General features: G+C 61.4%; 27 protein-coding genes and 1 riboswitch. Of the genes, 15 read left to right on the top strand and 12 right to left on the bottom strand.

Annotation, left to right across the window (positions count from 1 at the left end):
- Positions 1 to 177 precede the first annotated feature (177 nt).
- From HAT86_RS12855 to cobA, 3 genes are read right to left on the bottom strand one after another with little or no spacing between them, the layout of a single operon-like run.
- Positions 178 to 1395: an MFS transporter gene (locus HAT86_RS12855; RefSeq protein ID WP_167198379.1), complete on the bottom strand. Its 1218-nt coding sequence runs from the start codon at positions 1393 to 1395 to the stop codon at positions 178 to 180.
- Positions 1396 to 1452: 57 nt separating this feature from the next.
- Positions 1453 to 2727, bottom strand: a complete 1275-nt coding sequence (locus tag HAT86_RS12860; RefSeq protein WP_167198382.1) for a cobyrinate a,c-diamide synthase — start codon at positions 2725 to 2727, stop codon at positions 1453 to 1455.
- Positions 2728 to 2730: 3 nt separating this feature from the next.
- Positions 2731 to 3582, bottom strand: a complete 852-nt coding sequence (gene cobA / locus HAT86_RS12865; RefSeq protein ID WP_167198385.1) for a uroporphyrinogen-III C-methyltransferase — start codon at positions 3580 to 3582, stop codon at positions 2731 to 2733.
- 130 nt (positions 3583 to 3712) lie between these two features.
- Between cobA and HAT86_RS12870 the strand changes: the two genes are divergently transcribed.
- The 5 genes from HAT86_RS12870 to HAT86_RS12890 all read left to right on the top strand — a co-directional run bounded on the left by HAT86_RS12870 (position 3713) and on the right by HAT86_RS12890 (position 7575).
- Positions 3713 to 4759: a cobalt-precorrin-5B (C(1))-methyltransferase gene (locus tag HAT86_RS12870; RefSeq protein WP_167198388.1), complete on the top strand. Its 1047-nt coding sequence runs from the start codon at positions 3713 to 3715 to the stop codon at positions 4757 to 4759.
- The gene (locus HAT86_RS12875; RefSeq protein ID WP_167198391.1) at positions 4756 to 5487 is read left to right on the top strand and encodes a cobalt-precorrin-6A reductase; all 732 of its coding nucleotides are present in this window, start codon (positions 4756 to 4758) and stop codon (positions 5485 to 5487) included. Before HAT86_RS12870 ends, HAT86_RS12875 begins: the two co-directional genes overlap by 4 nt.
- Positions 5484 to 6113, top strand: coding sequence for a DNA-3-methyladenine glycosylase family protein (locus tag HAT86_RS12880; RefSeq protein WP_167198395.1), 630 nt, complete (start codon positions 5484 to 5486; stop codon positions 6111 to 6113). The genes HAT86_RS12875 and HAT86_RS12880 overlap by 4 nt, the downstream gene beginning before the upstream one ends.
- Positions 6110 to 6775: an alpha/beta hydrolase gene (locus tag HAT86_RS12885; protein WP_167198398.1), complete on the top strand. Its 666-nt coding sequence runs from the start codon at positions 6110 to 6112 to the stop codon at positions 6773 to 6775. The genes HAT86_RS12880 and HAT86_RS12885 overlap by 4 nt, the downstream gene beginning before the upstream one ends.
- Before the next feature lie 215 nt (positions 6776 to 6990).
- On the top strand, positions 6991 to 7575 hold the full coding sequence (locus HAT86_RS12890) for an HNH endonuclease (protein WP_167198401.1): 585 nt from the start codon (positions 6991 to 6993) through the stop codon (positions 7573 to 7575).
- A gap of 8 nt (positions 7576 to 7583) precedes the next feature.
- On the opposite strand, the gene HAT86_RS12895 is transcribed toward HAT86_RS12890, so the two are convergent.
- Entirely contained in the window at positions 7584 to 8450 is an 867-nt protein-coding gene (locus HAT86_RS12895) for a helix-turn-helix domain-containing protein (RefSeq protein ID WP_167198404.1), read from the bottom strand.
- Positions 8451 to 8558: 108 nt separating this feature from the next.
- Between HAT86_RS12895 and HAT86_RS12900 the strand changes: the two genes are divergently transcribed.
- Together HAT86_RS12900 and HAT86_RS12905 are read left to right on the top strand one after the other, a co-directional pair.
- On the top strand, positions 8559 to 8789 hold the full coding sequence (locus HAT86_RS12900; protein ID WP_167198407.1) for a DUF2061 domain-containing protein: 231 nt from the start codon (positions 8559 to 8561) through the stop codon (positions 8787 to 8789).
- Positions 8790 to 8797: 8 nt separating this feature from the next.
- A complete protein-coding gene (locus HAT86_RS12905; protein ID WP_167198410.1) occupies positions 8798 to 9700 on the top strand; it encodes a DMT family transporter in 903 nt (300 codons plus the stop codon).
- 19 nt (positions 9701 to 9719) lie between these two features.
- Here HAT86_RS12905 and HAT86_RS12910 read toward each other — a convergent pair whose 3' ends face one another.
- Both HAT86_RS12910 and HAT86_RS12915 read right to left on the bottom strand, forming a co-directional pair.
- Complete coding sequence (locus HAT86_RS12910) at positions 9720 to 10418, bottom strand: NUDIX hydrolase (protein ID WP_167198413.1); 699 nt, start codon at positions 10416 to 10418, stop codon at positions 9720 to 9722.
- Between the two features lie 27 nt (positions 10419 to 10445).
- On the bottom strand, positions 10446 to 10835 hold the full coding sequence (locus tag HAT86_RS12915) for a DUF983 domain-containing protein (protein WP_167198416.1): 390 nt from the start codon (positions 10833 to 10835) through the stop codon (positions 10446 to 10448).
- A gap of 226 nt (positions 10836 to 11061) precedes the next feature.
- On the opposite strand from HAT86_RS12915, the gene HAT86_RS12920 reads away from it, so the two are divergent.
- From HAT86_RS12920 to HAT86_RS12935, 4 genes are all read left to right on the top strand, one after another.
- A complete protein-coding gene (locus HAT86_RS12920) occupies positions 11062 to 11736 on the top strand; it encodes an EF-hand domain-containing protein (protein WP_167198419.1) in 675 nt (224 codons plus the stop codon).
- A gap of 98 nt (positions 11737 to 11834) precedes the next feature.
- Entirely contained in the window at positions 11835 to 12413 is a 579-nt protein-coding gene (locus tag HAT86_RS12925) for an RNA polymerase sigma factor (protein ID WP_167198422.1), read from the top strand.
- Positions 12406 to 12783, top strand: a complete 378-nt coding sequence (locus HAT86_RS12930; RefSeq protein WP_167198425.1) for a hypothetical protein — start codon at positions 12406 to 12408, stop codon at positions 12781 to 12783. The genes HAT86_RS12925 and HAT86_RS12930 overlap by 8 nt, the downstream gene beginning before the upstream one ends.
- Before the next feature lie 50 nt (positions 12784 to 12833).
- Entirely contained in the window at positions 12834 to 13277 is a 444-nt protein-coding gene (locus tag HAT86_RS12935; RefSeq protein WP_167198428.1) for a periplasmic heavy metal sensor, read from the top strand.
- Positions 13278 to 13293: 16 nt separating this feature from the next.
- Here the strand turns inward: HAT86_RS12935 and HAT86_RS12940 are convergent, their stop codons facing one another.
- Positions 13294 to 14685 (bottom strand): diguanylate cyclase, encoded by a 1392-nt coding sequence (locus HAT86_RS12940; RefSeq protein ID WP_167198431.1) that lies wholly within the window; start codon positions 14683 to 14685, stop codon positions 13294 to 13296.
- Between the two features lie 87 nt (positions 14686 to 14772).
- On the opposite strand from HAT86_RS12940, the gene HAT86_RS12945 reads away from it, so the two are divergent.
- The 4 genes from HAT86_RS12945 (at position 14773) to HAT86_RS12960 (ending at position 18328) form a co-directional block, all read left to right on the top strand.
- Complete coding sequence (locus HAT86_RS12945; RefSeq protein ID WP_167198434.1) at positions 14773 to 15054, top strand: DUF3572 domain-containing protein; 282 nt, start codon at positions 14773 to 14775, stop codon at positions 15052 to 15054.
- Entirely contained in the window at positions 15051 to 15767 is a 717-nt protein-coding gene (locus tag HAT86_RS12950; protein ID WP_231125905.1) for an HAD family hydrolase, read from the top strand. The genes HAT86_RS12945 and HAT86_RS12950 overlap by 4 nt, the downstream gene beginning before the upstream one ends.
- The gene (locus tag HAT86_RS12955) at positions 15764 to 16651 is read left to right on the top strand and encodes a DMT family transporter (RefSeq protein WP_167198437.1); all 888 of its coding nucleotides are present in this window, start codon (positions 15764 to 15766) and stop codon (positions 16649 to 16651) included. The genes HAT86_RS12950 and HAT86_RS12955 overlap by 4 nt, the downstream gene beginning before the upstream one ends.
- 114 nt (positions 16652 to 16765) lie before the next feature.
- The gene (locus tag HAT86_RS12960; protein WP_167198440.1) at positions 16766 to 18328 is read left to right on the top strand and encodes a trimethylamine methyltransferase family protein; all 1563 of its coding nucleotides are present in this window, start codon (positions 16766 to 16768) and stop codon (positions 18326 to 18328) included.
- 350 nt (positions 18329 to 18678) lie between these two features.
- On the opposite strand, the gene HAT86_RS12965 is transcribed toward HAT86_RS12960, so the two are convergent.
- From HAT86_RS12965 to HAT86_RS12985, 5 genes are read right to left on the bottom strand one after another with little or no spacing between them, the layout of a single operon-like run.
- Complete coding sequence (locus HAT86_RS12965) at positions 18679 to 19419, bottom strand: ABC transporter permease (protein WP_167198443.1); 741 nt, start codon at positions 19417 to 19419, stop codon at positions 18679 to 18681.
- Complete coding sequence (locus tag HAT86_RS12970) at positions 19416 to 20072, bottom strand: TenA family protein (protein ID WP_167198445.1); 657 nt, start codon at positions 20070 to 20072, stop codon at positions 19416 to 19418. Before HAT86_RS12970 ends, HAT86_RS12965 begins: the two co-directional genes overlap by 4 nt.
- A gap of 21 nt (positions 20073 to 20093) precedes the next feature.
- Positions 20094 to 20819: an ABC transporter ATP-binding protein gene (locus HAT86_RS12975; protein WP_167198447.1), complete on the bottom strand. Its 726-nt coding sequence runs from the start codon at positions 20817 to 20819 to the stop codon at positions 20094 to 20096.
- Positions 20816 to 21490: a TenA family protein gene (locus HAT86_RS12980; protein WP_167198449.1), complete on the bottom strand. Its 675-nt coding sequence runs from the start codon at positions 21488 to 21490 to the stop codon at positions 20816 to 20818. The genes HAT86_RS12975 and HAT86_RS12980 overlap by 4 nt, the downstream gene beginning before the upstream one ends.
- Positions 21487 to 22374 (bottom strand): ABC transporter substrate-binding protein, encoded by an 888-nt coding sequence (locus tag HAT86_RS12985; RefSeq protein ID WP_231125908.1) that lies wholly within the window; start codon positions 22372 to 22374, stop codon positions 21487 to 21489. The genes HAT86_RS12980 and HAT86_RS12985 overlap by 4 nt, the downstream gene beginning before the upstream one ends.
- 211 nt (positions 22375 to 22585) lie before the next feature.
- A riboswitch (TPP riboswitch) is annotated at positions 22586 to 22685 on the bottom strand.
- Positions 22686 to 22706: the final 21 nt, after the last annotated feature.

Consider the following 22706-nt stretch of genomic DNA (forward strand, 5'->3'; position numbering starts at 1 on the left):
GCTTGCGCGCTTCTCGGACGCCAGACGGTGCCGCGCGCTACTTGACCACCTCGCGTGGCGTCCGAGAAACCTACAGCATTCCGGATCATTGTCGCCCAGGTGATCAAGGGCTACTGTTCTGTATGCCTGTCTTTGGTGGGCGGCGTCGGGTTGTGCGAAATATCGGCCGGGCCAGTGTCAGGCGTCCTTTGGGCGTAGCAACAGCCAGATCAGCGCGCCACCGGCCAGCGCCAAGAACGGGATCATCGCCAGATTGACCGACATCCAGCCCGTCTGTGCATCCCCGCCCGAACAGTTCATCAACCCGCCCGAGGCCAGCGAGGCCAAGGTCACGCCGCCGAACACCAGCAGGTCGTTCAACCCCTGCATCCGGCCGCGCTCATGCGCTTCGTGCGCACCGGCCAGCATGGTTGTCGCGCCGATAAAGCCAAAGTTCCAGCCCACGCCTAGCAGGATCAGCGCGATGAAAAAGTTCCCGATTTCTACGCCCTGCAAGGCAACGGCCCCGGCGGCTGCCAGAATGAACAGGCCTGCGCCCACCACTTTTTCCACTCCGAACCGAGCAATCAGATGGCCGGTGAAAAATGATGGCACATACATCGCCAACACATGGCCGGTGACGATATCGGCGGCGTTGCCTTCATCAAACCCACAGCCCACCACGGCCAGCGGCGTGGATGTCATCACAAGGTTCATCAACGCATAGGACACCATGGCGCAAATCACGGCGACCATAATGCGCGGGGTGGTGATCAACTCCCACCGGCTGCGGCCCTTGGGGGCATCTTCTGACGGGACCGGCGGTTTGGGAATGTCGAGAAACAAAAACAGCAATGCCCCCACAAGGTTCACGCCGACAACCGCAAGATAGGTGCCCATGAACGGGATGATCATTGCCTGGCTTGTAACCTTCACCAATTGCGGCCCGATGATCGCACTGGCCAGCCCCCCGGCCATGACATAGGAAATTGCCTTGGGCCGGAAGGCATCACTGGCCGTATCAGCCGCAGCAAAGCGGTAAAACCCGTGTGCCGACATATAGATACCGGTAATCAGACTGCCCAGCAGAAACACCGGGAACGAGGCCAGATATAGCCCATAGGCCCCGATGGCCGCACCGATTGCCCCGGCAGCCGCCCCCAAAACGAATCCGGCTTGCCGCCCGGCCCGCTGCATGAACCAAGACAGCGGATTGGCCGCCAGCATGGACCCCAGAACGATCAGCGAAATCGGCAAAGTGGCGAAACAGACGTTGCTGGCCAGCGTTTGGCCCGCCAGCCCGCCAACCACGAAAAGCATGGGCATCTGCGCGCCCAAAAACGCCTGCGCCGCTGTCAGAACAATGACGTTGCGGCGCGCGCGGGTGTCGTCATGGATGAGGGCCATATCGGTCATGCGATATTTGCTAGACCTATTCCGAGTTTAGCGCAAGCCGTTGGAATTCCCGCCATTTCAGTTCGGAATGGCGTCTATCACATGGGCGAATGACCCGGTGACATACCCCTCGACCAGCCCCATCTCGGGCAGGGGGGTGCCTTCGGCATCTTGGGCGCTGAACAGGGGCGTGCCCTCGGCCTTCAGCGTGGTTGCATAATGAAACTCATGTCCGGCAAACCGGGTGTCGAACGGCCCGCGCAGCGGGCTTAGGTGGCGGTATCCCAAATGCAGCCGACGTTGCGCAAAGGATGTTTCCAACCGCAGCAAGCCCGCCATCTGATGGCGTGTGCCGTCGGCATCAATCAGGCCATCGCCCAACACCATGTAGCCGCCGCATTCGCCGTAAACCGGTGTGGTTTGCGCGGCGGCCCTCAATGACGACAAAAACCTTTGCGATTGTGCCAGACGGGCGGCGTGCAGTTCTGGGTAACCTCCCGGTAAATAGATGAAATCGGCATCGGGCACGGGCGCGTCCGCCAACGGCGAAAACAGCCGCAATTCGGCCCCGGCCTGTTGCCAATCGCTTAGCATATGGGGATAGGAAAACCCAAAAGCGCGGTCTGAGGCGACGGCGATCCGTTGGCCGGGCGGTGCAAGCGGTTGGCGCTGACCGTTGGGCACAGGGAACTGGTCGGCAAGGCGCAACAGCGCCGCGATATCCAGATGCCGGTCCATGATATCGGCGGCGGTCTCAAGAAAGCTGTCGAGGTCGGCGCGCTCTTCGGCTTGTTGCAACCCCAGATGCCGCGAGGGCTGCGCCAGCGCTTTGTCGCGCGGCACCGCGCCGAAAATTGTGACCCCGGTCAGGGCGTTGCGCAACATCGCCTCGTGCCGGGCCGAGCCGACATTGTTCAGGATCACACCTGCCACGGTCACGTCATCGGCATGGGTCATAAAGCCACGGGCAATTGCCGCGACCGAGCCCGCCATGCGGCCGCAATCAATGATCAGCACCACGGGCAGCCCAAGGATACGGGCAAGATCGGCGGTCGCGCCCTTGCCGTTGGGCGGGGCGCCGTCGAACAGCCCCATGGCCCCTTCGATCAGAAGGGTTTCATCGCGTTGGCCATGGGCAAGGCTGCGCAGCCGGTCGGGCGTCATGGCCCAAGCGTCAAGGTTGACACAGTCCCGGCCCGAGGCCGCCGCGTGAAAGCGTGGATCAATGTAATCCGGTCCGGATTTGGCAGACCGTATAGCTGCCCCGTTGCGGGTCACAGCCCGTAAAAAGCCCAAGGTAACCGTGGTTTTGCCGCTGCCCGAGGCGGGGGCCGCAAAGATCAGGCCGCCCACGGATCAGGCGCTTTCGGCCGGACGCCCCCGGCCAAGCGGATCAAGGTTGCGCGGTGCGTGGCCTTGGGTCATGGCCTGCCAGTCCAGCACCTGTCGCATCAAGACAGACCGACCGACGCATAGAATGGCCGGTGGCTCCAACTGACTGTTGGCAATGTCTTGCGGCATGGTGGCCAAGGTCGTTTCAAGCACCAGCTGTTTATCGGTGGTGGCGGCGCAGACAACGGCGCACGGCTCATCTCCCGGTCGCCCGGCCTTGATCAGTTCGCTGGCGATGCGTTCGACATGCTTCATGCCCATGTAGATCACGATCACCTGACTGCCCTTGGCAATGGATTGCCAATCCAGCGAGGACGGGGTTTGCCCGGATTGGTCATGGCCGGTGACGAAGGTCACTGATTGGTTAACGTCGCGATGCGTGACGGGAATGCCCGCATAAGCCAGCCCGCCGATACCTGCGCTGATACCGGGGATGATGCGCACTGGCACGTTGTGCTGCACCAGTGTTTGCGCCTCTTCCCCGCCGCGCCCGAACACAAAAGGATCGCCGCCTTTCAGGCGCAGCACCCGTTTACCGGCGCGCGCCAGATCGACCAACCGCAACGAAATGTCACGCTGCTTGGCCGAGGGCTTGCCGCCGCGCTTGCCTGCATAGATGTGTTCGGCCTGCGGCGCCCAATCAAGGATCGCCTCTTGCACAAGGGCGTCGTAGATCACCACATCGGCTTGGCGCAAAGCATTGACCGCATGCAGCGTCAGCAAGCCCGGATCGCCGGGGCCAGCACCGCAGAGCCAGACCCATCCGGGTTCAAGGGTGGGCCATTGGCCTTGGGGAAGGGGCAGTGAATCGCTCATGCCTTGCGTTATGCCCGGAACGTGGCCTTTGGAAAAGGTCGCAAACGACGTCGGATATAGGTGCCCGCGACATTGGACTCGTAAAATCGCAATTGGCGCGGGCTTTGACGATCCTTATAGTCCGCCCAGAATGAGCAGGAAACCCGACACAGAATTGCGCCGTGGCTGGACGACGGGCGCTTGCGCCACCGCCGCCGTGCGGGCGGCGCTGATGATGCTGTGGGGCGAAGGGCAGCCTGCGCAGGTGCGCATCACCTTGCCCAAAGGGGAAACGCCCGAGTTCAAGATTGACCATGCCGATCAGGGGGATGGCTGGGCCGAGGCCGGTGTGATCAAGGATGCCGGTGATGATCCGGATGTGACGCATGCCGCGCTGGTGATTGCGCGCGTTGCGCCGTCGTCGGGTGGGGTGGTGTTTCGCGCCGGGGATGGGGTGGGGCGTGTGACCATGCCGGGCCTGCCGATCCCGCCCGGTGAGCCGGCGATAAACCCGGTCCCGCGCCAGATGATGACGGCGGTGGTCGAGGACACGGCGGAACGGCTGAGCGAGACCCCCGATATCGAGATCACGATCTCGATTCCCGGCGGGCAGGCCTTGGCGCAGAAAACATGGAACCCGCGCCTTGGCATCAAGGGGGGCTTGTCGATCCTTGGCACAACGGGGATCGTGCGGCCGTTTTCCTGTGCGGCGTGGATCGCCTCGATCCATCGGGGCATTGATGTGGCCTGCTCGGCCGGGTTGCCGCATGTGGCCGGATGCACCGGCGCGACCAGCGAAAAAACCGTGCAAACGCTGTATGGCCTGCCAGATGTGGCCATGTTGGACATGGGTGATTTTGCCGGTGGGTTGTTGAAGTATTTGGCGAAACATCCCGTGCCGCGCATCACCATCGGTGGCGGGATCGGCAAGATGACCAAGCTGGCGCAGGGCGCGCGCGATCTGCATTCAGGCCGTAGCCAAGTGGATTTTGACAGGCTGGCCGACGCGTTGGACATCCCTGACCTGCGATTTATGAACACCGCGCTTCAGGCCTATGAGGCCGCAGGCACACCGATGGCCGATTGGGTTGCGCAGGGCGCGCTTGAAACAGTCACAGCAATGCTGCCCGATACGGTGCGCGCCGACACCGTGGTGATTGACCGCCAAGGCGAGATCATCGCAAGGGCGGGCGCATGACGCTATTGTTGCTGGCCGGCACTTCCCAAGCCCAAGAGCTGGCGTGCGAGCTGAGCGAACGCGGCACGCCTGCCGTGGCCTCTTTGGCGGGGGCGACACGCGCCCCCAAGCCGCTGGCGCTGCCCACGCGCAGCGGTGGGTTCGGCGGGGCAGACGGGTTCCGCGCCTATCTGGCCGAGGCGGGAATATCGGCTGTTCTGGATGCGACCCATCCATTTGCCCACCAGATTTCGCAGCGCAGCGCCCGCATCTGCGCCGATCTGGGCCTGCCGTATTGCCAGCTTTTGCGCCCCGCGTGGCAACCGCAACCCGGCGACGACTGGACCATGGTGGACCACGAGGCCGAGGCGGCCCAGTATATCGCCCCCGGATCAACGGTGTTTCTGGCCACGGGGCGACAAACTTTGCCGCGGTTTGCAAATCTGTCGGGCTGTCACCTGATTTGCCGTCAGATTGACCCGCCCGATGGGCCATTTCCTTTTGACAACGGGATGTTTTTGATCGGCCGCCCGCCGTTTACGGTCGCCGACGAATGTGACACGTTCCGCCGTCTGGGTGTTGATTGGCTGGTGGTCAAGAACGCGGGTGGCGTGGCACCTGCCACGAAACTGACCGCCGCGCGTGAGTTGGGTCTGAGGGTGCTGATGATCAACCGGCCCCGGCAACCAAGCGGCGTGTGCCGGGTGAGCACCGTGCAAGAGGCCTTGGATTGGGTGGCGGCATTATGAGCGAGCGGATTATCGAAACGCTGGACGATGTCGAAGAGGGGGCTGCGTATTTAAGCGCCCGGTGCCCGCGCATGGCCCATGCGCTTGATCTGACAGCGCCTTTGCCCCTGCGCCGCCGTCCCGATGGGTTTGCCCAATTGCTAAGCGCGATTGTCAGCCAACAGGTCAGCGTCGCCGCCGCCGATGCGATTTGGCGGCGGATGAAGCAGGCGCGGCTGACCGGCCCGCGCAAGATCACGTGGGCCAGCGATGACGATCTGCGCGCGGCGGGGCTGAGCCGACAAAAAATCCGTTATGCCCGCGCCTTGGCCGAGGCCCGGATCAATTACACCCACCTGCGCAGTGCCCCCACGCCCGAGGTGATAGAGACTCTGACCGAAGTGCCGGGGATCGGTGTCTGGACCGCCGAAATTTACGCCATGTTCAGCCTTGGGCGCGCCGATGTGTTCGCGCCGGGTGATCTGGCTTTGCAGGAAGGGGTGCGCCTGCTTTACGATCTGCCCGAGCGGCCCAAAGAGCGCGCCCTGCGCGAGATGGCCCAAGCTTGGGCCCCTTGGAGATCGGTTGCCGCGCGGCTGCTATGGGCGTACTACGCCAAGGCGAAACAAAGGGAAGGCATCAGATGACACGCGTATTGCAAGCTGGCCGCAAAGAGCCCCTCTCGGGAGAGATCCGCTCGATCGTGGTGTTCCTGCACGGCTATGGTGCCAACGGTGCGGACCTTTTGGGCATTGCCGATGTTCTGGGCGAGCATCTGCCAGATACCCTGTTCGTGGCCCCCGACGCGCCCGAGACGATCCCGATGATGCCGTCGGGGCTGCAATGGTTTCCGATTCCTTGGATTGATGGCTCGTCCGAAGAGGAATCCGAGCGGGGCCTGTTGGCTGCCGCCGATGATCTGAACGCGTTTCTGGATGCGCTGATGGTGGACGAGGACGTGCTGCCCGAACAGGTGGTTCTGTTCGGCTTCAGCCAAGGCAGCATGATGGCCCTGCATGTCGCGCCGCGGCGCGAGGATGAACTGGCCGGGATCGTGGCGTTTTCGGGCCGTTTGCTGCGCCCCGAACTGTTGGAGGATGACGCGCTCAGCAAACCGCCGGTCATCCTGATCCACGGCGATGCAGATGACGTGGTATCGCCGCAATCCTTGCCGCAAGCCGCCGAAGCCTTGCAAGGCGCGGGCTGGCAGGATGTTTACGCGCATATCATGAAAGGCACGGCGCATGGGATTGCCCCGGATGGCCTGCAAGTGGCCTTAGCCTTCATGCGTGACAAGCTGGGCCTGTAAGGCCCAAATGTTGGCAGCAGATGCTGCAGCCGCGAAAAGCTGTGGATAACTGTCACATGACCGTTACCCAAGCGCGCTACCACCCTCGCTAGATATGCTGCTTATCTCGGGCTTGCCAGATGGTGAACACGATATATAGTAGCCATATATAAGGGGCGGGTGGTCCCGCCCCGGAACCAGAAACAGGGTGATCCGGGCGGGGGGCTTTCGTCAAGATGGACGGGGATTTTAGGACAGAATTTGTAAGGGAACCTTCAGCGCTGCGACAGCATCCAGCCTTGGTTCTGAATGCGGATTACAGGCCACTGTCCTACTATCCGCTGTCGCTTTGGCCATGGCAGGACGCGGTCAAGGCGGTGTATCTGGACCGGGTCGATATCGTGGCCGAATACGAAGACACCGTCCGAAGCCCGAGCACCGAGATACGCATTCCAAGCGTCATCGTGTTGAAAGATTACGTCAAACCCCAAAAGCGCGTGGCCTTCACGCGCTTTAATCTTTTCTTGCGGGACGAATTTCGCTGTCAGTATTGTGGATCGAAAGGCGATCTGACCTTTGATCATGTGATCCCACGGGCGCGCGGCGGGATCACCAGTTGGGAAAACGTGGTGGCCGCGTGCAGCCCTTGTAACCTGCGCAAAGGCTCCAAAAGCCTGCGGCACTCTGGAATGCGCTTGTTCAAAACGCCCCGCGCCCCTGAAGCCGAACAATTGCGCAACATGGGCCGCAAGTTTCCACCAAACCACTTGCACGAAAGCTGGATTGATTTCCTGTATTGGGATGCCGAGCTTGAAGCCTGAGCGCGGCTTTACCGCTGCGGGATGTTTTGCCGAAGCTGGTCAAGGTGATCGGGCACCTGCCGGGCACTGACCGAGGCCTCGCGCACCAGATGGTCGAAATGCTGGGTCAGGGCCTGCACCCGTTCGGTATCGCGAAACGCCATGTAGTTTTGCCCGATATAGACCACCGCCAGCAACGGGCCGAAAATTGTCAGCGGTGCGGAATACAGGCGGCGGGCGTCAAACAGGTAGACGCGCAGCCTTGGGTAGAGCTGATGTGTGACCTCTTGCAGGCGGGCCACCTGCGCTGCGCGTATGTCGCTTGGCAGGTCGGCGTAATAGCCTTCGCCGCCGACAAGGCTGTAGATTTCGAAAAGCGGCATCGCGATCTCGTAATCGCTTTGCGTGCCGCGTATCCACTCCAGCCGGTCTTCGGACGCACCGATCGCTTGTTGGGCACTTCGGCCCAGATGCGGGGTGTATTCCCATTCCAGCATCTCGCGGGTTTTCAGCATATCCGACAGGCCGGCAGGCACATGACGAATTTTGTATCCCGCCGCTTCCTTGTGCCATTGAAAGATTTGTTCATCGACAAGGGCGCGGGGCGCTTGGGTCAGCGACATCGAGGTGCGCAAGATGTCGGCGGCGGTTTCGAGCCGGTCGGTTAGGCCCAGCAACCAGTCGGCGGAAACACCAAGGGCGCGGGCGCATTCCCCGACAACCTGTGCATTGGGCAGCCGCGCGCCGCTTCCTTTCAAAAGTTGTGAAATGGTCGAGCGGTCCACGCCAACCGCCCGCGACAGCGCGCTTTGGGTGGTGCCTCGGTTGCGGATTGCCTCGGACAGGCGCGCGCGAAACATATCTGCGCGGTCACGTTTGTCGGTTTTATCACTCATGTGGTGATTATTATCATCAACGCGGGGAAATGTTAACTGTTTTGGTAATCCACAATTCGCGCGGGTCAGCGTAGGTGGGATGTATAACAGCAAACATCGGAGGTTCTTATGGAGACGCGCAAGCGCACGCTTGTGAAAGCGGTCGTGTGGAATATCATCGGCTTGACGGTGATGTCCCTTGTCGGATTAGCGATGACCGGGTCGGTCGCTGTCGGCGGCGCCATGGCTTTGGTGAATACGGCCATCGGTCTGCTGACTTACATTCTTTATGAGCGTCTCTGGTCAGGCATTGCGTGGGGCCGCATCGGCTCTGGCGCACGGAGTGATTTCCGGGCATAGCCCGGGTCATGGAGCTTTGGATTGTTCTTTCTATTGCCGCAGCGGGTTTTCAAACCCTTAGGTTCATGCTGCAAAAGCAGCTCAGCCTTGGCACGCTGTCAGCCGGTGGCGCGACATTTGCGCGGTTTGCTTATTCCGCACCTTTGGTGGTGTTGGCTTTGGCAGGGTATCTGGCGTGGCACGACGTAGCCGTTCCGCGCCTGTCGGGCGCGTTTTGGGCCTATGCCCTGACAGGGGCCTTGACCCAAGTTTTGGCAACATGGTGCGTTGTCGCCTTGTTTTCGGCCCGCAATTTTGCCGTTGGCATTACGTTCAAGAAAACCGAAGTGATCCTGACCGCACTTGTCGGGCTGATCATTCTGGGTGACCAGATCGGCATTGCCGCGTGGTGTGCCATCGTGGTCGGGCTGATCGGGGTTTTGATCCTGTCGGACAACGCCGGACTGCCGGGCGTTAGCCTGCGGCGCATCGCCAATCGCGCCGCTGCGCTTGGATTGGCGTCTGGTGGGTTCTTTGCCGTGTCTGCCGTGGCCTATCGCGGGGCCACGCTGGAGATTGCCAATGACGACCCGTTGCTGCGTGCGGGCATCGCGCTGGCGGTTGTCACCACATCGCAGATGCTGGGCATGGCCGCCTGGCTAAGCTGGCGCGAGTCGGGGCAACTGACCGCTGTTTGGCAGGCGCGGCGGGTGGCGATTTGGATCGGGATCACCAGTATGGGCGGCAGCCTGTGCTGGTTCACGGCCTTCACATTGCAAGCCGCAGCCTTGGTCTTTGCGGTGGGCCAAGTCGAGGTGATCTTCTCGCTGGCGGCGTCGGTTCTGGTGTTTCGCGAACGCACCAGCCCCCGCGAGTTGTGGGGGATCGCCTTGTTGACCCTCAGTATCCTGATGCTGGTCTGGTTCGGCTAAGCGAGCATTTGTAGAGGTTCTAACCTAGCGGGCTTTGGCCCTGTAGGCGTAAAAACAGGCTGTGCTCATCATCGTTGCGAAAAAACGGGATCGACGCCGGTGGCGCCGTGTCATGCACCCGCGCCGCAATCTCGGCCAGCACCACCTCGGTGATAAAGGGCAGGTCGAATTCACGGGCTCGCGCCAAAGGCACCCACTGCAAATGCGAAAGCTCGTCACAGGCGGCGGAAAAATCATCCAGATCGCCCGCGACCTCATCGGCATCGACCAGAAAGAACCTTGCATCAAACCGTCGGGGCCGCCCCGGCGGGGTGATCGCGCGAAAGACAAACTGCAACGCTTGGGCGGACGGCACGCAGCCCCGTTTGGCGAAGCTGGCCCAGTCATCCGGGATCTCACCGGTCCATTGTCCGGGCTCGCCCAAAATCAGGCCGGTTTCTTCCCACAGCTCGCGAATGGCCGCCGCGGCCAAGGCATGGCCAAGATCGGTTTGGCAATCTTCGGTCAGGCGTTTGGCGCAGATTTCGGGCAAGGGGCGGGCCAAGGGTATATTGGCATCTGCCTTATCCACGGCGCCGCCGGGGAACACAAATTTGTTCGGCATGAATGCGGCTTTGGCCCCACGTTGCCCCATCAGGACATGCGGTTCACGCCTGCGGTCGCGTAAGGCGATAACCGTTGCGGCGTCACGTAAGGCGGATTTATCGATGGCGGTCATGACAGCCCTTTGCAAGATGCGAAAGGGTCAGGCGGTATCCCCGAACCCGTGCATTTGCCGGGCCCATTGGAACGCCACGATTGCCCCTTTCAATCGCGGCAGAAGGTACAGCGATAGTGTCACGCAGCCAACCGCGAAAACAGTGAATAAAACCAAAGGTTCAGGCCGCCACGCCACAAACACGATGTGCAAAAGCGGCGCCATGAGGTGCCCAACCAGCAGGATGGTCAGATAGGCCGGCCCGTCATCAGCGCGGTGGTGGCTCAGGTCTTCGCGGCACACGGTGCAGGTGTCGCGCACCGTGAGATAGCTTTGCAGCAAAGATCCGCTCCCACAATTCGGGCACTTGCGGCGAAAACCTTTGCGCAGGGCAGGCCATAAATCGCGCACGTCTGAATGTGTTGTCTGGTTGGTCATCCCGGTCCTCGCCTTTTCGATCCGCACAAGATGGTGCATTTGTAGGCCGATATGAAGATGGCAGTCTGGTGTTGCGTCCCGATGTCGCAAAATATGGCCGATCATCACGCGCCTGTGAACGGCTTCCGCCAGTTTTTTCGACGGAAACCTGTGTTTGGTGCGTGTCAGAGGGTGAAATGGCCTGTTGGTCATTTTCGAATTTAGATTCAATAACAGGAGATTGACCATGAAGCGCACCTATATGATGACCGGGGCTGCACTGGCCTTTGTGGCGGCAACATCCGGTTTCGCCATCGCGCAGTCCGGCCACATGGGGCAGGGCCATGGCCCGGCTTTTGATTTCGAAGAACTGGACAAGAACGGCGACGGCAAGATCACATCCGAAGAGATGCAGTCACAGGCCGAGGCGCGGTTTAACGACGCCGATTCCGATGGCGATGGCAATCTGTCTGCCGATGAAATGACCGAACACATGCGCGCCCAGATGGCCAAGCAGATGGCCCGGCGCGCCACAGGTATGATCGAACGTATGGACAGCGACGGCGACGGCATGGTCAGCCTTGAGGAAATGCGCAGCGGGCGCATGGCTAAGATGATGCAGCGCGCTGACACCGATGGGGATGGTGCCATTTCAGAAGAGGAATTCAACGCGATGCACGATATGCGCAAATCGCACCGCAAAAGCGGCAAAAAAGACAGCGCGCAGTCGGGTATGAAGCATGGATCCGGATATGAGGGCAAAATGCATGGCAAGGGCCATCATGGCGCTATGATGAAGGGGGCCCACCACGGCAACGCGCAAGAAATCCACTATCATTTCCACTACTATGGCGATAGCGGCAAACCATCGGGCGGTATGAAGCACGGCCACGGTAAAGGCCAAGGTCAAGGCATGGAATAAGCGGCACAGCTTGGGCAAGCCGGCCGGTGTTTGCTGCGCTTGCCCTAGGTTATCTGCGACACTCGGCATTGTGATATACAGGGGGCCCGACAGAGGATATGCCGCTGGATATGCTGAGTGACATAAGCGACGATGTTTTGCTGACCCGCTTTGCCAAAGGGGATGCGGTGGCCGCACGGACCTTGACCCTGCGGCTAACGCCGCGTGTTTTGGCGCAGGCCTATCGTTTGCTTGGCAACCATGCCGAGGCCGAGGATGTGAGCCAAGAAGCTATGCTAAGACTGTGGAAGGCCGCGCCAGAGTGGCGTTTGGGCGAAGCGAAGGTCTCGACCTGGCTTTATCGGGTTGTGTCCAACCTGTGTATTGACCGGCTGCGCAAGGCGCAGCCGGACGGGTTGGATACCATCGCTGAGCCGGAAGACCCGGGCGATGGCCCGGCTGATGTTTTGCAAAGGCAATCGCGTGCGCGGGCGCTACAATCGGCTTTGGGGCGATTGCCCCTGCGTCAGCGTCAGGCGGTTGTGTCGCGCGATTTGCAGGGGCTGGCAAACCCCGAAGTCGCCGAGATTATGGAAACCAGCGTCGAGGCTGTCGAAAGCCTGTTGACCCGTGGCCGCAAGGCTTTGTCCGCCGATTTGATTGGGCGACGCGCAGAATTGGGGTTTGAAGATGGGTAATCGTGGCGCACCAAGCGCAAACCGGATGATGGAAGCCTATTTCGACGCGGCCCGGTCCGAGACTGCTGCGCCGTCGGCGGAGCTGATGGCGCGTGTTCTGTCTGATGCGCATGCGGTGCAGGCGGGCCTGATCGCGCCGGCCGATAAGACCACGACGCGCCGTCCAAGCCTGCGTCAGGCGTTTCGCGCTTTGGGGGGCTGGCCCGCAGTGGCGGGGCTTGCGACCGCAACCGTTGCCGGGGTCTGGATTGGGGCCACGCAACCCGATGCGATGACGCCCTATACGTCTTTTTTGCAGCAGGACGCGGCACTGTATCAAGTCGACTTGCCCTCCGGCGCAGGCTTTGATGTCGACGAAGGAACCTTGTGATGCGCAAGACAAAGCCCACCCCCAACGGTCCAAAGGGAAACGCGCGCGGAATGCGTGTACTTTTGGTAATATCGCTGTCGCTGAACCTATTGATTGTCGGCGTGGTTCTGGGGGCCATGGTTGTTGGCGGTGCATGGCACGGGCATCATGCCCCCGGATTGGACCGCGCCAGCGGGCCGCTGACACGGGCGCTTGGCCCCGATGATCGCCGGGCCATTGGACGCCAAATGCGACAGGCCTATCAGGATGGCCGTCCCGGACGGGCAACGCAAAAGGCGACGTTTGACGCATTGATCAACGCATTGCGACAAGAGCCCTTCAATCGCGCCGAGGTCGAAACCCGGATGCAAGAGATGCGCCACCTTGTTCAGACCCGTCTGGCCTTGGGCCAGACCCTTTTACTGGACCGGCTGGAGCAGATGACCCCAAGCGACCGGGCCGCGTATGCAGACCGTCTGACCGAACAAATACACAAACGCAGTGCAAAAAAATAGATCGACCGACGCGTGTTCACGCGGCGGTTTGTTTGCAAAAGCTGACCGTATTGCGCCCGCCAAGCTTGGATTGGTAAAGGGCGCGGTCGGCCTCGTCCAACAAGGCGTGGATGTCGGGTTTGCTTGTGTCGGTGCGGGGGTGCCCCAAGGTGACGCCGATGCTGATGGTCACGGCGACGGCGGGCGCGGAATGGGCCATTTGAGTGGGCGATTTGCGCACGGCCTCGCATATCTGGCGGGCGCGGTGACGCGCATCTGACGGAGCGCAGTCCGGCATCACCAGCAAAAACTCTTCGCCTCCGATGCGCGCAATCATGTCGTTTTGCCTCAGGCAGGATTTTAGAACCTGAGCGACATGACACAAAACCTTGTCGCCGCTTGCGTGGCCGTGCCTGTCATTGACCTGCTTGAAATAATCCAGATCGGCCAACATCATCGCATAGCTGCGATTCTGACGGTTTGCTGTATCCATCAACCTCTCCAGATAGGGCAATGCGTAGCGCCTGTTGTAAAGACCGGTCAGCGGGTCGATCATTGCGGCTTCAAGGCTGTGGCGAAACTGGTCGCGCAGCGCGCAGGCCCTGCGCGTTGCGGTCATCTGCCGATCAAGGCGCAGCGCAAGTTCACGCAGGTCTGGGCCTTCGAGCAGGACATCGTTGGCCCCGATATCCAGAATACTGGCCATCGAATCAATCGCGTCCGGCGCCACAACGGCCAGGATCGGTTTGCGGCGGCTATGCGCGGCGGCACGCAGATTGGTGATCAGATCGGTCATGTCGTCCAGATTTCCGGCGCTGATCCGCAATAGGTACATGTCGGGTGTCTTGTCCGCATTCGGGGTGGCCAATGCGCCTTCGGGATCAAGGGTGACAAGTTTGTGCGCAAACTGGCCGCGCAAACCGTTTTGTAGCCGCAAGACCGCCGCAGGGCCGCCAGTGATCAAACCAACCGTGCCGGGCATGTCGAAGGTTTCCGCAGCCTCGGAAAAGCCGATGTCGCAGGCGGCGTTCAGATGCATCCGCAAATCGCGTTCTTTTTGATGTTGGCGCAAAATGCTGCGCAGCCGGGCCAGCAACACCTTTTCTTCGACGGGTTTGACCAGTATTTCCGTGGCCCCGGCCTGCAGCAGATCAAGCCTTACCTCGGTCGTGCTTTCGGTCAGGAACAGAAGCGTCGGAGGGGCGTCGCGACCACACCGCGCCTTAAGTGCCTTTAGAAACTCGGCTCCGGATTGATCGGGCAACTGCGCGGAAGACAGTATGATGTCGGGCATGTCCCGTTCGGCCAGTCCCAAGGCCTCCGACCCGGTCGCGGCCTGGATCACATCGTAATACGCTGTTGATAGTTTGACTTTCAAAACAATTCTGTTTGTTGCCAAACCGTCAACCACAAGGATTTTCCCTGACATGGAGGCCGCCTTTCGACTTGCTCTTTTAGATGCCTCGACTATCCCTTTCAGAAGTTAAGAAAACCTTTCCGGGAATTAACCATTTCTATGATTGCGCAAGAAACTGCTCAAACCGTAGCGCTTCAATGCCTGGCCTGGCTGGCCGGCAATGATGACTTGTTGCCTGTCTTCATGGGGGCCACTGGCGTATCGGAGACCGATTTGCGCGATGGTGCGCAAGACCCTGCTTTTCTGGGGTCTGTTTTGGATTTCGTGCTGATGGACGACGCATGGGTCATGGCGTTTTGTGAAGCACATGATCTGGCGCCCGATACGCCGATGCGGGCCCGCATGGCCTTGCCGGGCGGTGAACAGGTGAATTGGACATGAGCACCGACGCCCGCATTTCATCAATGAAGGTTGATGGCATTTTATTCGACAAGGATGGCACCTTGTTCGACTTTGCGGCCACGTGGAACACATGGGCCGCCGATGTGATCCGTCACTTTGCCGACGGTCAGAGCGATATCATGGCGCGGCTTGCGCAGGCTATGGATTTCGATCTGGGTGCGGGGCGGTTTAATCCGACAAGTATCGTCATCGCGGGCACAAATCGCGAAGCGGCCGAATGCGTGGCCCAAGCCCTGCCAGAGCTTGCGATCGAGCAGATCGAACATGTCCTGATGATTCGCGCGAGCGACGCGCCCTTGGCCCCGGCTGTGCCCTTGGTGCCGTTTCTGGACGGGCTGATGGCCCATGGGCTTAAACTGGGGGTCATGACCAACGATTCCGAGTTCGGCGCACGCAGCCATTTGCAAAGTGCCGGAATCGAGGCGCGGTTCGACTTCATCGCCGGGTTTGATTCAGGCCACGGGGCCAAGCCTGCCCCCGCTCCGCTGTTGGCCTTTGCGCGCGCCACGGGGCTGGCCGCTGATCGTGTGGTGATGGTCGGCGACAGCGCCCATGATCTGATCGCAGGGCGTGCGGCGGGCATGCAAACGGTCGGGGTTTTGACCGGCATGGCCGGGCATGACGAATTGGCGGATCTTGCCGACATCGTTTTGCCGGATATCGGGCATCTGCCGGGCTGGATCATGGAATGAAAAGCCACCCGCTATACGGCATCGCCTTGGCCGGGATCGGAACGCTGGTGTTGACGCCAGACGCCTTGTTGATGCGCTTGTCGCAGATGGACGGGCTCCAGATGACAGCATGGCGTGGCCTTTTGATGGGCACGGTGATGATCGGTCTTTGGGCGTTTCTCAGCCGTGACCGGGGTGCGGATCTGCGCCATTTGGTCAGCGGGTCGGGCCTTGCCATCGTTGGCTGCCAGTTCTTCAACTCGCTTTTGTTCAGTCTGGCCATCGCAATGGCCCCGGTTGCGGTGGTGCTGTTCGGTTTGGCAACGGTCCCGGTCTGCGCGGCGGTCTTGGCATGGCTGATCCTAGGAGAGCCGACCCGCCGGGCGACATGGCTGGCCATTGCCGCGGTGATGTGTGGGATTTTGATCGCGGTTTTGGGCGGCGAGGGGGAACATGTGCGGCTGAACTGGCGCGCGCTGATCGGCGCGGTGTTTGGTCTGGGCGTGGCGATTGTGCTGGCGACGAATTTCGTCGTGATGCGTTCGCGCCCCCAACTGCCGATTTTGCTGGTGATTGGCTGCGGTGCCTTTCTGGCCGGACTGTTCGGCTTGGCGGTCACCGGACCGTCGCAGATGGCGAACGGTCAGATATGGGCCATGGTTGTCACCGGGACGGTGGTTTTGCCGCTTTCGTTTTTCCTGATGTCCTCGGCCTCGCGCTATACACATGCGTCGAATGTCAGCCTGTTGTTGCTGCTGGAAACCGTGCTTGGCCCACTTTGGGTGTGGCTGGGGGTCGGAGAGGCCCCGACGCCGACCATGCTGTTGGGGGGCGCGATCGTGGTCACAAGCCTTGCGCTTTACATCCTGTTGTCCGAGCGCACGCGCAGACGAAAGCCAGCCTGAGCCGCGCGGCGGCCCTTTCATTTTCAAAAAACGACAGGATCGGTCGCAAAGCGGCAAACCCGACAGGGGGGCTTGGTGCTTCCATGGGGGCAACGCAAGCGAAGAGGTCCCCTAATGGTCGAGTCAGCCAGACGAAAAAAACGCAGCGGTGGACGTGCCGGAAACGCCGAACGGCGCGGGCTGGCGGTGATAGAGCAAATGCCATGGAACCCGCCGGTCAATATCGACCGCCCCGTCGCGCCTTTGACCGAAGAGGGCATAGCGGCCATCCATGATGGGGCGATGCGCATATTGGAAGAAATCGGCGTGGCCTTTCTGAACGAAGAGGCAATCGAGGTTCTGCGCGGCTCGGGCGGGTGCCTTATTGATGGGGCAAATGTCCGCATGGACCGCGATTTCGTGATGGAAATGATCGCCAAAGCCCCGTCACATTGGACCATCACCCCGCGCAACCCGGACCGCACCCTGACGATGGGCGCGCGCCATATCAATTTCGGCAACGTATCGTCGCCACCCAGCTACTGGGACATGAAACTGGGCCGCAAAGTCACCGGCACACGCGAGATGTGCCGCGATTTCCTGAAGCTCAGTCAGTATTTCAACTGCATCCATTTCGTCGGCGGCTACCCGGTCGAGCCGCAAGACATCCATGCCAGCGTGCGTCATCTGGACGTGCTTTATGACAAGCTGACCCTAAGCGACAAGGTGGCCCACGCCTATTGCCTTGGCAAAGAGCGGGTCGAAGACGTGATGGAAATGGTGCGGATCGCCGGCGGCCTCAGCGATGCCGAGTTCGAGGCGCGCCCGCATATGTATACCAACATCAATTCGACCTCGCCGCTCAAACATGATCAGCCCATGCTGGATGGCTGGATGCGGATGGCCCGGCGCAATCAGGGGCTGGTGGTCACGCCGTTCACGTTGGCCGGCGCGATGGCCCCGGTGACGATGGCGGGCGCGGTGGCGCAATCGCTGGCCGAAAGCCTGTGCGCCGTGGTTCTGGCGCAAGTTATCCGGCCGGGGGCGTGTTGCGCGATTGGCACCTTTACCAGCAATGTCGACATGAAGTCCGGCGCACCGGCGTTTGGCACACCCGAATACATGCGCGCCACCCAAATGACCGGCCAGTTGGCGCGGTTTTATGGTCTGCCGATGCGCGCCAGCGGGGTCTGCGCGGCCAATGTCCCCGACGGGCAGGCGATGTGGGAAACCTCGAACAGCCTGTGGTCGGCGGTGCAGGCCGGGGCCAACATGGTCTATCACGCCGCCGGGTGGCTGGAAGGCGGGCTGATCGCCAGCCCCGAGAAATTCGTGATGGATTGCGAAATTTTGCAACATATTCAACGGTACATGGACCCTATGCTGACCGCGACCGGACCGGAGGATATCGCCGTGGAGGCGGTGCGCGAAGTCGGCGATCAGGGCCATTTCTTTGGCATTCAGCACACGCAGGATCGCTATACCACGGCGTTTTACCAGCCGTTCCTAAGCGATTGGCGCAATTACGAGGCATGGGAGGCCTCGGGAGGGGTCTGGACGGCGCAACGCGCCCATCAACTGTATCAAGACATCATCGCCAGCTTCGAGGCGCCCCCGATGGACATCGCCATCCGCGACGAACTTGCGGCATTTGTCGAACGCCGCAAATCAGAAGGCGGCGCTCCGACCGATTTCTAGTGTTGGGCATCTGACACGGGGTTTCGATTGGTGGGCAGAGTTGAGGTTAGGCGGCAAGGCGTCCGTGTGGAAATGGCCGATGACGGCTGTCAGCCCGGGGCGGACAGGCGAATGTGAAGATCCTGCGCGGAATCGCGGGCGAAGCCTGCCGCGCATCGACGGGCCGCCCCCCGGCACGGCGATTGGGTTGGTCTTGGCGCATAGATTAAAAGTTATGCGCCAGTTCTGCGATAAAGTGCATGAGCTCAGCAGGTAGATCGCCGCGCCACGGCCCGTGGATGCGCGGCTTAACCCATTGCCCGCTCCCTGCCTATTGCTTCGGTTCAAGCCGTCACCGAACGGTGTCTAGCTTACCCCGTCGGCGCGTCCAGCCAGCGGCGGCATAGGCGGTCGACGGCGGCGTAGGTCAGCACGGTGAACACCGCCAAGGCAATCGTTGTGGCGAACATCAAATCCACCTTCACCCGGCCCAAGGCCAGTAGGATCAGATAGCCCAACCCCTGCGATGCCCCAACCCATTCACTGATGATCACCCCGATCGGGGCATAGACCGCGGCCAGCCGCAGGCCCGAGGCAAGGCCGGGCAGGGCCGCCGGAATGCGGATGCGCCACATGATCCGGCCCCGCCGCGCGCCCATGACCTGCGCCAGATCCAGCCACGCCGTGGGCGTGCGCATCAACGCGTCGAAAAACGCCGAGGTCACCGGGAAATAGATGATCAGCAGCGCCATGATCACCTTGGGCCAGATGCCATAGCCCAGCCACAGCGTCAGGATCGGGGCCAGCACGAAAACCGGAATCGCCTGACTGAACACCATCATGGGCCGCAACAGCGCCTGCGCCAGCGGTGACGCGGCCAGCCCGATGGCCGACAGCGCGCCAAGAACGGCCCCAAGCGCAAGGCCAAGGAAAACCTCGCTCATGGTATAGACCGAGTGATGGCCGATTTGGCCGCGCGCCGTCCACAGCGTTTGTGCCACGTCCCATGGCCCCGGCAGGATATACGATGGCGGCGCGGCCAGCGTGACCACCGCTTGCCATATCGCAAGGGCGAACAGGGCCGATCCGACAATCGAGGCCAGGTTTTTCATGGCTGCGCAAACCCGTCTTGGGCAGCATCGAAAAAGCGACGCTCAAGCGCGACCGCGAGGCCCAATGTGGCTTCCACGGCGCGGCGCTCGGGTTCGTCAAGCCTGTGCCACACGCTGTCCAATTGATCGCGCAGGTAGGCGACAACGCCTTCGAACCCGCCGCCGGAATGCAGGGCAATCCACTCGCCAAACCAGAACGGCAGATCATCGGCCCGGTCCGCGTAGGGCGTGGCCCAGTCGAGATAGCTCCATTCCGCGACAACCAGAACGGCCAGCATTTGTTCATACCGCTTTGACTCTGCCGCTTGCGCCATCAGCGCTTGGAACTCGGCGGTGACGGGCGCAGGCGTGGCCGGCGTGTCCGGATCGCCCCCCAAAGCAGCTATCGCACGCAGGAAATAGGTGTTTTCCGGGCCGGTGATCAGCCCAAGAAACTGCGCCGCCGGGATTGCATCCGGAAGGCTGGGGGCATGGGCAACGGCCGAGGCCAACAGCCGCACGAACCCGGCCAGAAACAGGTGATCTTGTTCCAGATAGCGCAGCATCGCCCCTTCGGACAGCGTGCCGTCGGCCAAGGCTTCGGTGAAGGGGTGGCGGGTGACGGCGATCCAATCGTCGGCGCTCAGGTCTTTCAGGTGGTCGGTGGGGCGCATGGCGGTCTCCGGTCGAATGTGTCAGGCTGCGCTGTCGCGCAGGCGGGTCAATAGGGCGGCTTGCGCGTGCAAGGCGGCGGGGTCGTCCACGGCGCGCGGTGGCGGCCCGGACGGCGGGGTAAAGGGCGACAGGCCGCCCTGTTCCATGATCAGGATCGTGTCGCCAAGGCGCGCGGCCTCGGCCGGGTCATGCGTGACCATCAGCACCGTCCGCCCGCTGAGCAATTCACAGGCCAGATCCTGCATCTGCGAGCGGGTCCGCGCATCCAGCGCGGAAAACGGCTCGTCCAACAAAACGATGGCGCGATCTTCCATCAAGGTCCGGGCAAGCGCCACGCGTTGCCGCTGACCGCCCGACAACTGGCCGGGGCGTTTGTGCATGTGATCGGCCAACCCGACACGCGCCAACACTTGGGCGGCGCGGGCGCGGTCGGGTGTCTCGCCACGCAAACGCGCACCCAATAGGGTGTTGCCCGTCACGTCCAGCCACGGCATCAGCAGGTCGCTTTGCGCCATCAGGGCCAGACGCCCCGCAAGCGGCAGCTGATCGGTCGCGGTGATCTGACCATCAAAACTGGTGACGCGGTCCAGCCCCGCGACCAGCCGCAAAAGCGTGGTTTTGCCCACGCCAGAGGGGCCAAGCAGGCAGGTCCATGCGCCGCCGGCAACGGTCAGGTCAAGCGGCCCGAACACCGCCGTATCCCCGATCCGGGCGCTGCCTTGGATATGCAGGCCGGGGGCTGTCACCCCTCCAGCCCCATATCCCAAAACCCGACTTCAAGCCGCGTTGCGGTGCGGAAGCGGTGGCACAGGTGCGACCAGCGCGGCGAGGCGGCTGGCGCATCCCCCAGACGGCGGGCCACGGCAGCGTCGATCAGCCCCCCCACGTCGTGGCATAGCTGTTGATAGTCCGCGCCCGCATAGGTCGCGATCCAATCGGCATATGTGTCCGAGGTTTTCTGCGACGCCAGCCGCACGCCGATTTCGCCATAGCCCATGACACAAGGCGCAAGCGCGGCCAGCAAATCCAGAAAATCACCTGCGTGGCCAGCATCCAGAACATAGCGCGTGTAGGCGATGTTCTGGGGTTTTTCCTGCGCCTCGAACAGATCGCTTTCCGACAGGCCCGCCGCCGCGCAGGTGCGGATATGTAGCGCAATCTCGTCATTGATCAGCGCGTTGACCGTGCCAGCGGCAAGGCGCATTTCATCGACAGTGTCGGCCTTGGTCACGGCCAAGGCCCAAGCCCGCGAAAAATGGATCAAGAACAGGTAATCCTGCACCAGATAATCCAGAAACGCCTTGCGGGGCAGGATGCCATCGCATAGCCCCTCGACAAAAGCATGGTGTGTGTAGGCGGGCCAGTGATCGCCCGCCGCCGCGCGCCATGCTGCGAATGTGGTGCCGTAATCCGTCATTCTGCGTTCGGGTCCAAGGCCAATGTGTCAACCGGTTGTGCGTCATCAATCAAACCGGCTTCTTGCAGGAAGTCGCCAAAGGCGCGGTAGCGCCGATGATCCAAGGCCGAGGGCCGCAGGGCAAAGCGGGGCAGCGTATCGTCCCACGCCATCCGGTTCAGATCGTCCTGAAGGTCGGCGGATGTGCCCGAGAAAATCTCCCAGCTTTCGTCGGGATGGTTCACGATATACTGCGTCGCCCGTTCGGTGGCGCGCAGGAACCGCTTGATAGCCTCCAGATCGGCCAATTCGGGGTTGGTGACGTAAATCAGTTCGTCATAGCTGGGCACGCCCATTTCCTCGATGAACATGCATTGGCCTGCGACGCCCTCCAGTTCCATCTGGTTCAACTCGAAATTGCGATACGCCCCCAGAACGGCATCGACTTGGCCCGACATCAGCGACGGCGACAGCGACCAGTTCACGTTGATCAATTCGATGTCGTCCATGGTCAGGCCGGCATTTGACAGCAGGGCCGTCAGCAGGGCCTCTTCTACCCCGGCAACGGAATAGCCCACCTTGCCGTCCTTCAGGTCAGCGACAGAGTTGATCGGGCCGTCTTCCAGCACCAGCAGGCAGTTCAGCGGGCTGGCCACCAAGGTGCCCACACGTTTCAGCGGCAGGCCCTCGGCCACTTGCAGATGCAGCTGCGGCTGATAGGAAATGGCCAGATCGGCCTTGCCTGCGGCAGCCATTTTCGGCGGCGCGGATGGATCGGCAGGCGCGATCACCTCGACCTCAAGGTTTTCCTCGGCGAAATAGCCGTTTTCCTGTGCGACGATGATGGGCCCGTGATTGGGGTTTATGAACCAATCCAGAACCAGTGTCAGCTTGTCTTGGGCCATGGCGGGTGTGGCCAGCAAAAGGCTTGCGGCAACTGCAAATAAGCGTGTCAAAGGTGGTCTCCTTTCAAGGCGATATTGGACGAGCAGCATAGGTTCAGGCCACGGGCCAAGGCGCGCGCTATCAGGAGAGCTTTCGAGGAGTGCAACACGTTGTCTTTCCTTTCGTTCACGCCAGACCCGGACGAAAGGAAGAAAAGGGCACGATTTTTGTAGCCCTGACATCTCCGTTCCCTCCGCCGGTGCTGACCGGATCAGGTTCGATGGGTTGACACTATGGTCTCTCAGCCCTGCGGGCACCCCAACGGATACCCGATATGTAGCAACCGTGCGCC

This window comes from Roseovarius gahaiensis (genome assembly GCF_011601345.1).
In the GTDB taxonomy this organism is placed as follows: domain Bacteria; phylum Pseudomonadota; class Alphaproteobacteria; order Rhodobacterales; family Rhodobacteraceae; genus Roseovarius; species Roseovarius gahaiensis.

Excerpts from the sequence above, each read along its gene's own strand:
- HAT86_RS12945 (WP_167198434.1), top strand. The coding sequence starts at position 14,773 with ATGATTGCGCAAGAAACTGCTCAAACCGTAGCGCTTCAATGCCTGGCC.
- HAT86_RS12915 (WP_167198416.1), bottom strand. The coding sequence starts at position 10,835 with ATGACCAACCAGACAACACATTCAGACGTGCGCGATTTATGGCCTGCC.
- HAT86_RS12875 (WP_167198391.1), top strand. The coding sequence starts at position 4,756 with ATGACGCTATTGTTGCTGGCCGGCACTTCCCAAGCCCAAGAGCTGGCG.
- HAT86_RS12900 (WP_167198407.1), top strand. The coding sequence starts at position 8,559 with ATGGAGACGCGCAAGCGCACGCTTGTGAAAGCGGTCGTGTGGAATATC.
- HAT86_RS12895 (WP_167198404.1), bottom strand. The coding sequence starts at position 8,450 with ATGAGTGATAAAACCGACAAACGTGACCGCGCAGATATGTTTCGCGCG.
- HAT86_RS12870 (WP_167198388.1), top strand. The coding sequence starts at position 3,713 with ATGAGCAGGAAACCCGACACAGAATTGCGCCGTGGCTGGACGACGGGC.
- HAT86_RS12890 (WP_167198401.1), top strand. The coding sequence starts at position 6,991 with ATGGACGGGGATTTTAGGACAGAATTTGTAAGGGAACCTTCAGCGCTG.
- HAT86_RS12905 (WP_167198410.1), top strand. The coding sequence starts at position 8,798 with ATGGAGCTTTGGATTGTTCTTTCTATTGCCGCAGCGGGTTTTCAAACC.
- cobA (WP_167198385.1), bottom strand. The coding sequence starts at position 3,582 with ATGAGCGATTCACTGCCCCTTCCCCAAGGCCAATGGCCCACCCTTGAA.
- HAT86_RS12885 (WP_167198398.1), top strand. The coding sequence starts at position 6,110 with ATGACACGCGTATTGCAAGCTGGCCGCAAAGAGCCCCTCTCGGGAGAG.
- HAT86_RS12960 (WP_167198440.1), top strand. The coding sequence starts at position 16,766 with ATGGTCGAGTCAGCCAGACGAAAAAAACGCAGCGGTGGACGTGCCGGA.
- HAT86_RS12925 (WP_167198422.1), top strand. The coding sequence starts at position 11,835 with ATGCCGCTGGATATGCTGAGTGACATAAGCGACGATGTTTTGCTGACC.
- HAT86_RS12920 (WP_167198419.1), top strand. The coding sequence starts at position 11,062 with ATGAAGCGCACCTATATGATGACCGGGGCTGCACTGGCCTTTGTGGCG.
- HAT86_RS12935 (WP_167198428.1), top strand. The coding sequence starts at position 12,834 with ATGCGTGTACTTTTGGTAATATCGCTGTCGCTGAACCTATTGATTGTC.
- HAT86_RS12980 (WP_167198449.1), bottom strand. The coding sequence starts at position 21,490 with ATGACGGATTACGGCACCACATTCGCAGCATGGCGCGCGGCGGCGGGC.
- HAT86_RS12930 (WP_167198425.1), top strand. The coding sequence starts at position 12,406 with ATGGGTAATCGTGGCGCACCAAGCGCAAACCGGATGATGGAAGCCTAT.
- HAT86_RS12955 (WP_167198437.1), top strand. The coding sequence starts at position 15,764 with ATGAAAAGCCACCCGCTATACGGCATCGCCTTGGCCGGGATCGGAACG.
- HAT86_RS12965 (WP_167198443.1), bottom strand. The coding sequence starts at position 19,419 with ATGAAAAACCTGGCCTCGATTGTCGGATCGGCCCTGTTCGCCCTTGCG.
- HAT86_RS12940 (WP_167198431.1), bottom strand. The coding sequence starts at position 14,685 with ATGTCAGGGAAAATCCTTGTGGTTGACGGTTTGGCAACAAACAGAATT.
- HAT86_RS12880 (WP_167198395.1), top strand. The coding sequence starts at position 5,484 with ATGAGCGAGCGGATTATCGAAACGCTGGACGATGTCGAAGAGGGGGCT.
- HAT86_RS12950 (WP_231125905.1), top strand. The coding sequence starts at position 15,051 with ATGAGCACCGACGCCCGCATTTCATCAATGAAGGTTGATGGCATTTTA.
- HAT86_RS12970 (WP_167198445.1), bottom strand. The coding sequence starts at position 20,072 with ATGCGCCCCACCGACCACCTGAAAGACCTGAGCGCCGACGATTGGATC.
- HAT86_RS12855 (WP_167198379.1), bottom strand. The coding sequence starts at position 1,395 with ATGACCGATATGGCCCTCATCCATGACGACACCCGCGCGCGCCGCAAC.
- HAT86_RS12985 (WP_231125908.1), bottom strand. The coding sequence starts at position 22,374 with ATGGCCCAAGACAAGCTGACACTGGTTCTGGATTGGTTCATAAACCCC.
- HAT86_RS12910 (WP_167198413.1), bottom strand. The coding sequence starts at position 10,418 with ATGACCGCCATCGATAAATCCGCCTTACGTGACGCCGCAACGGTTATC.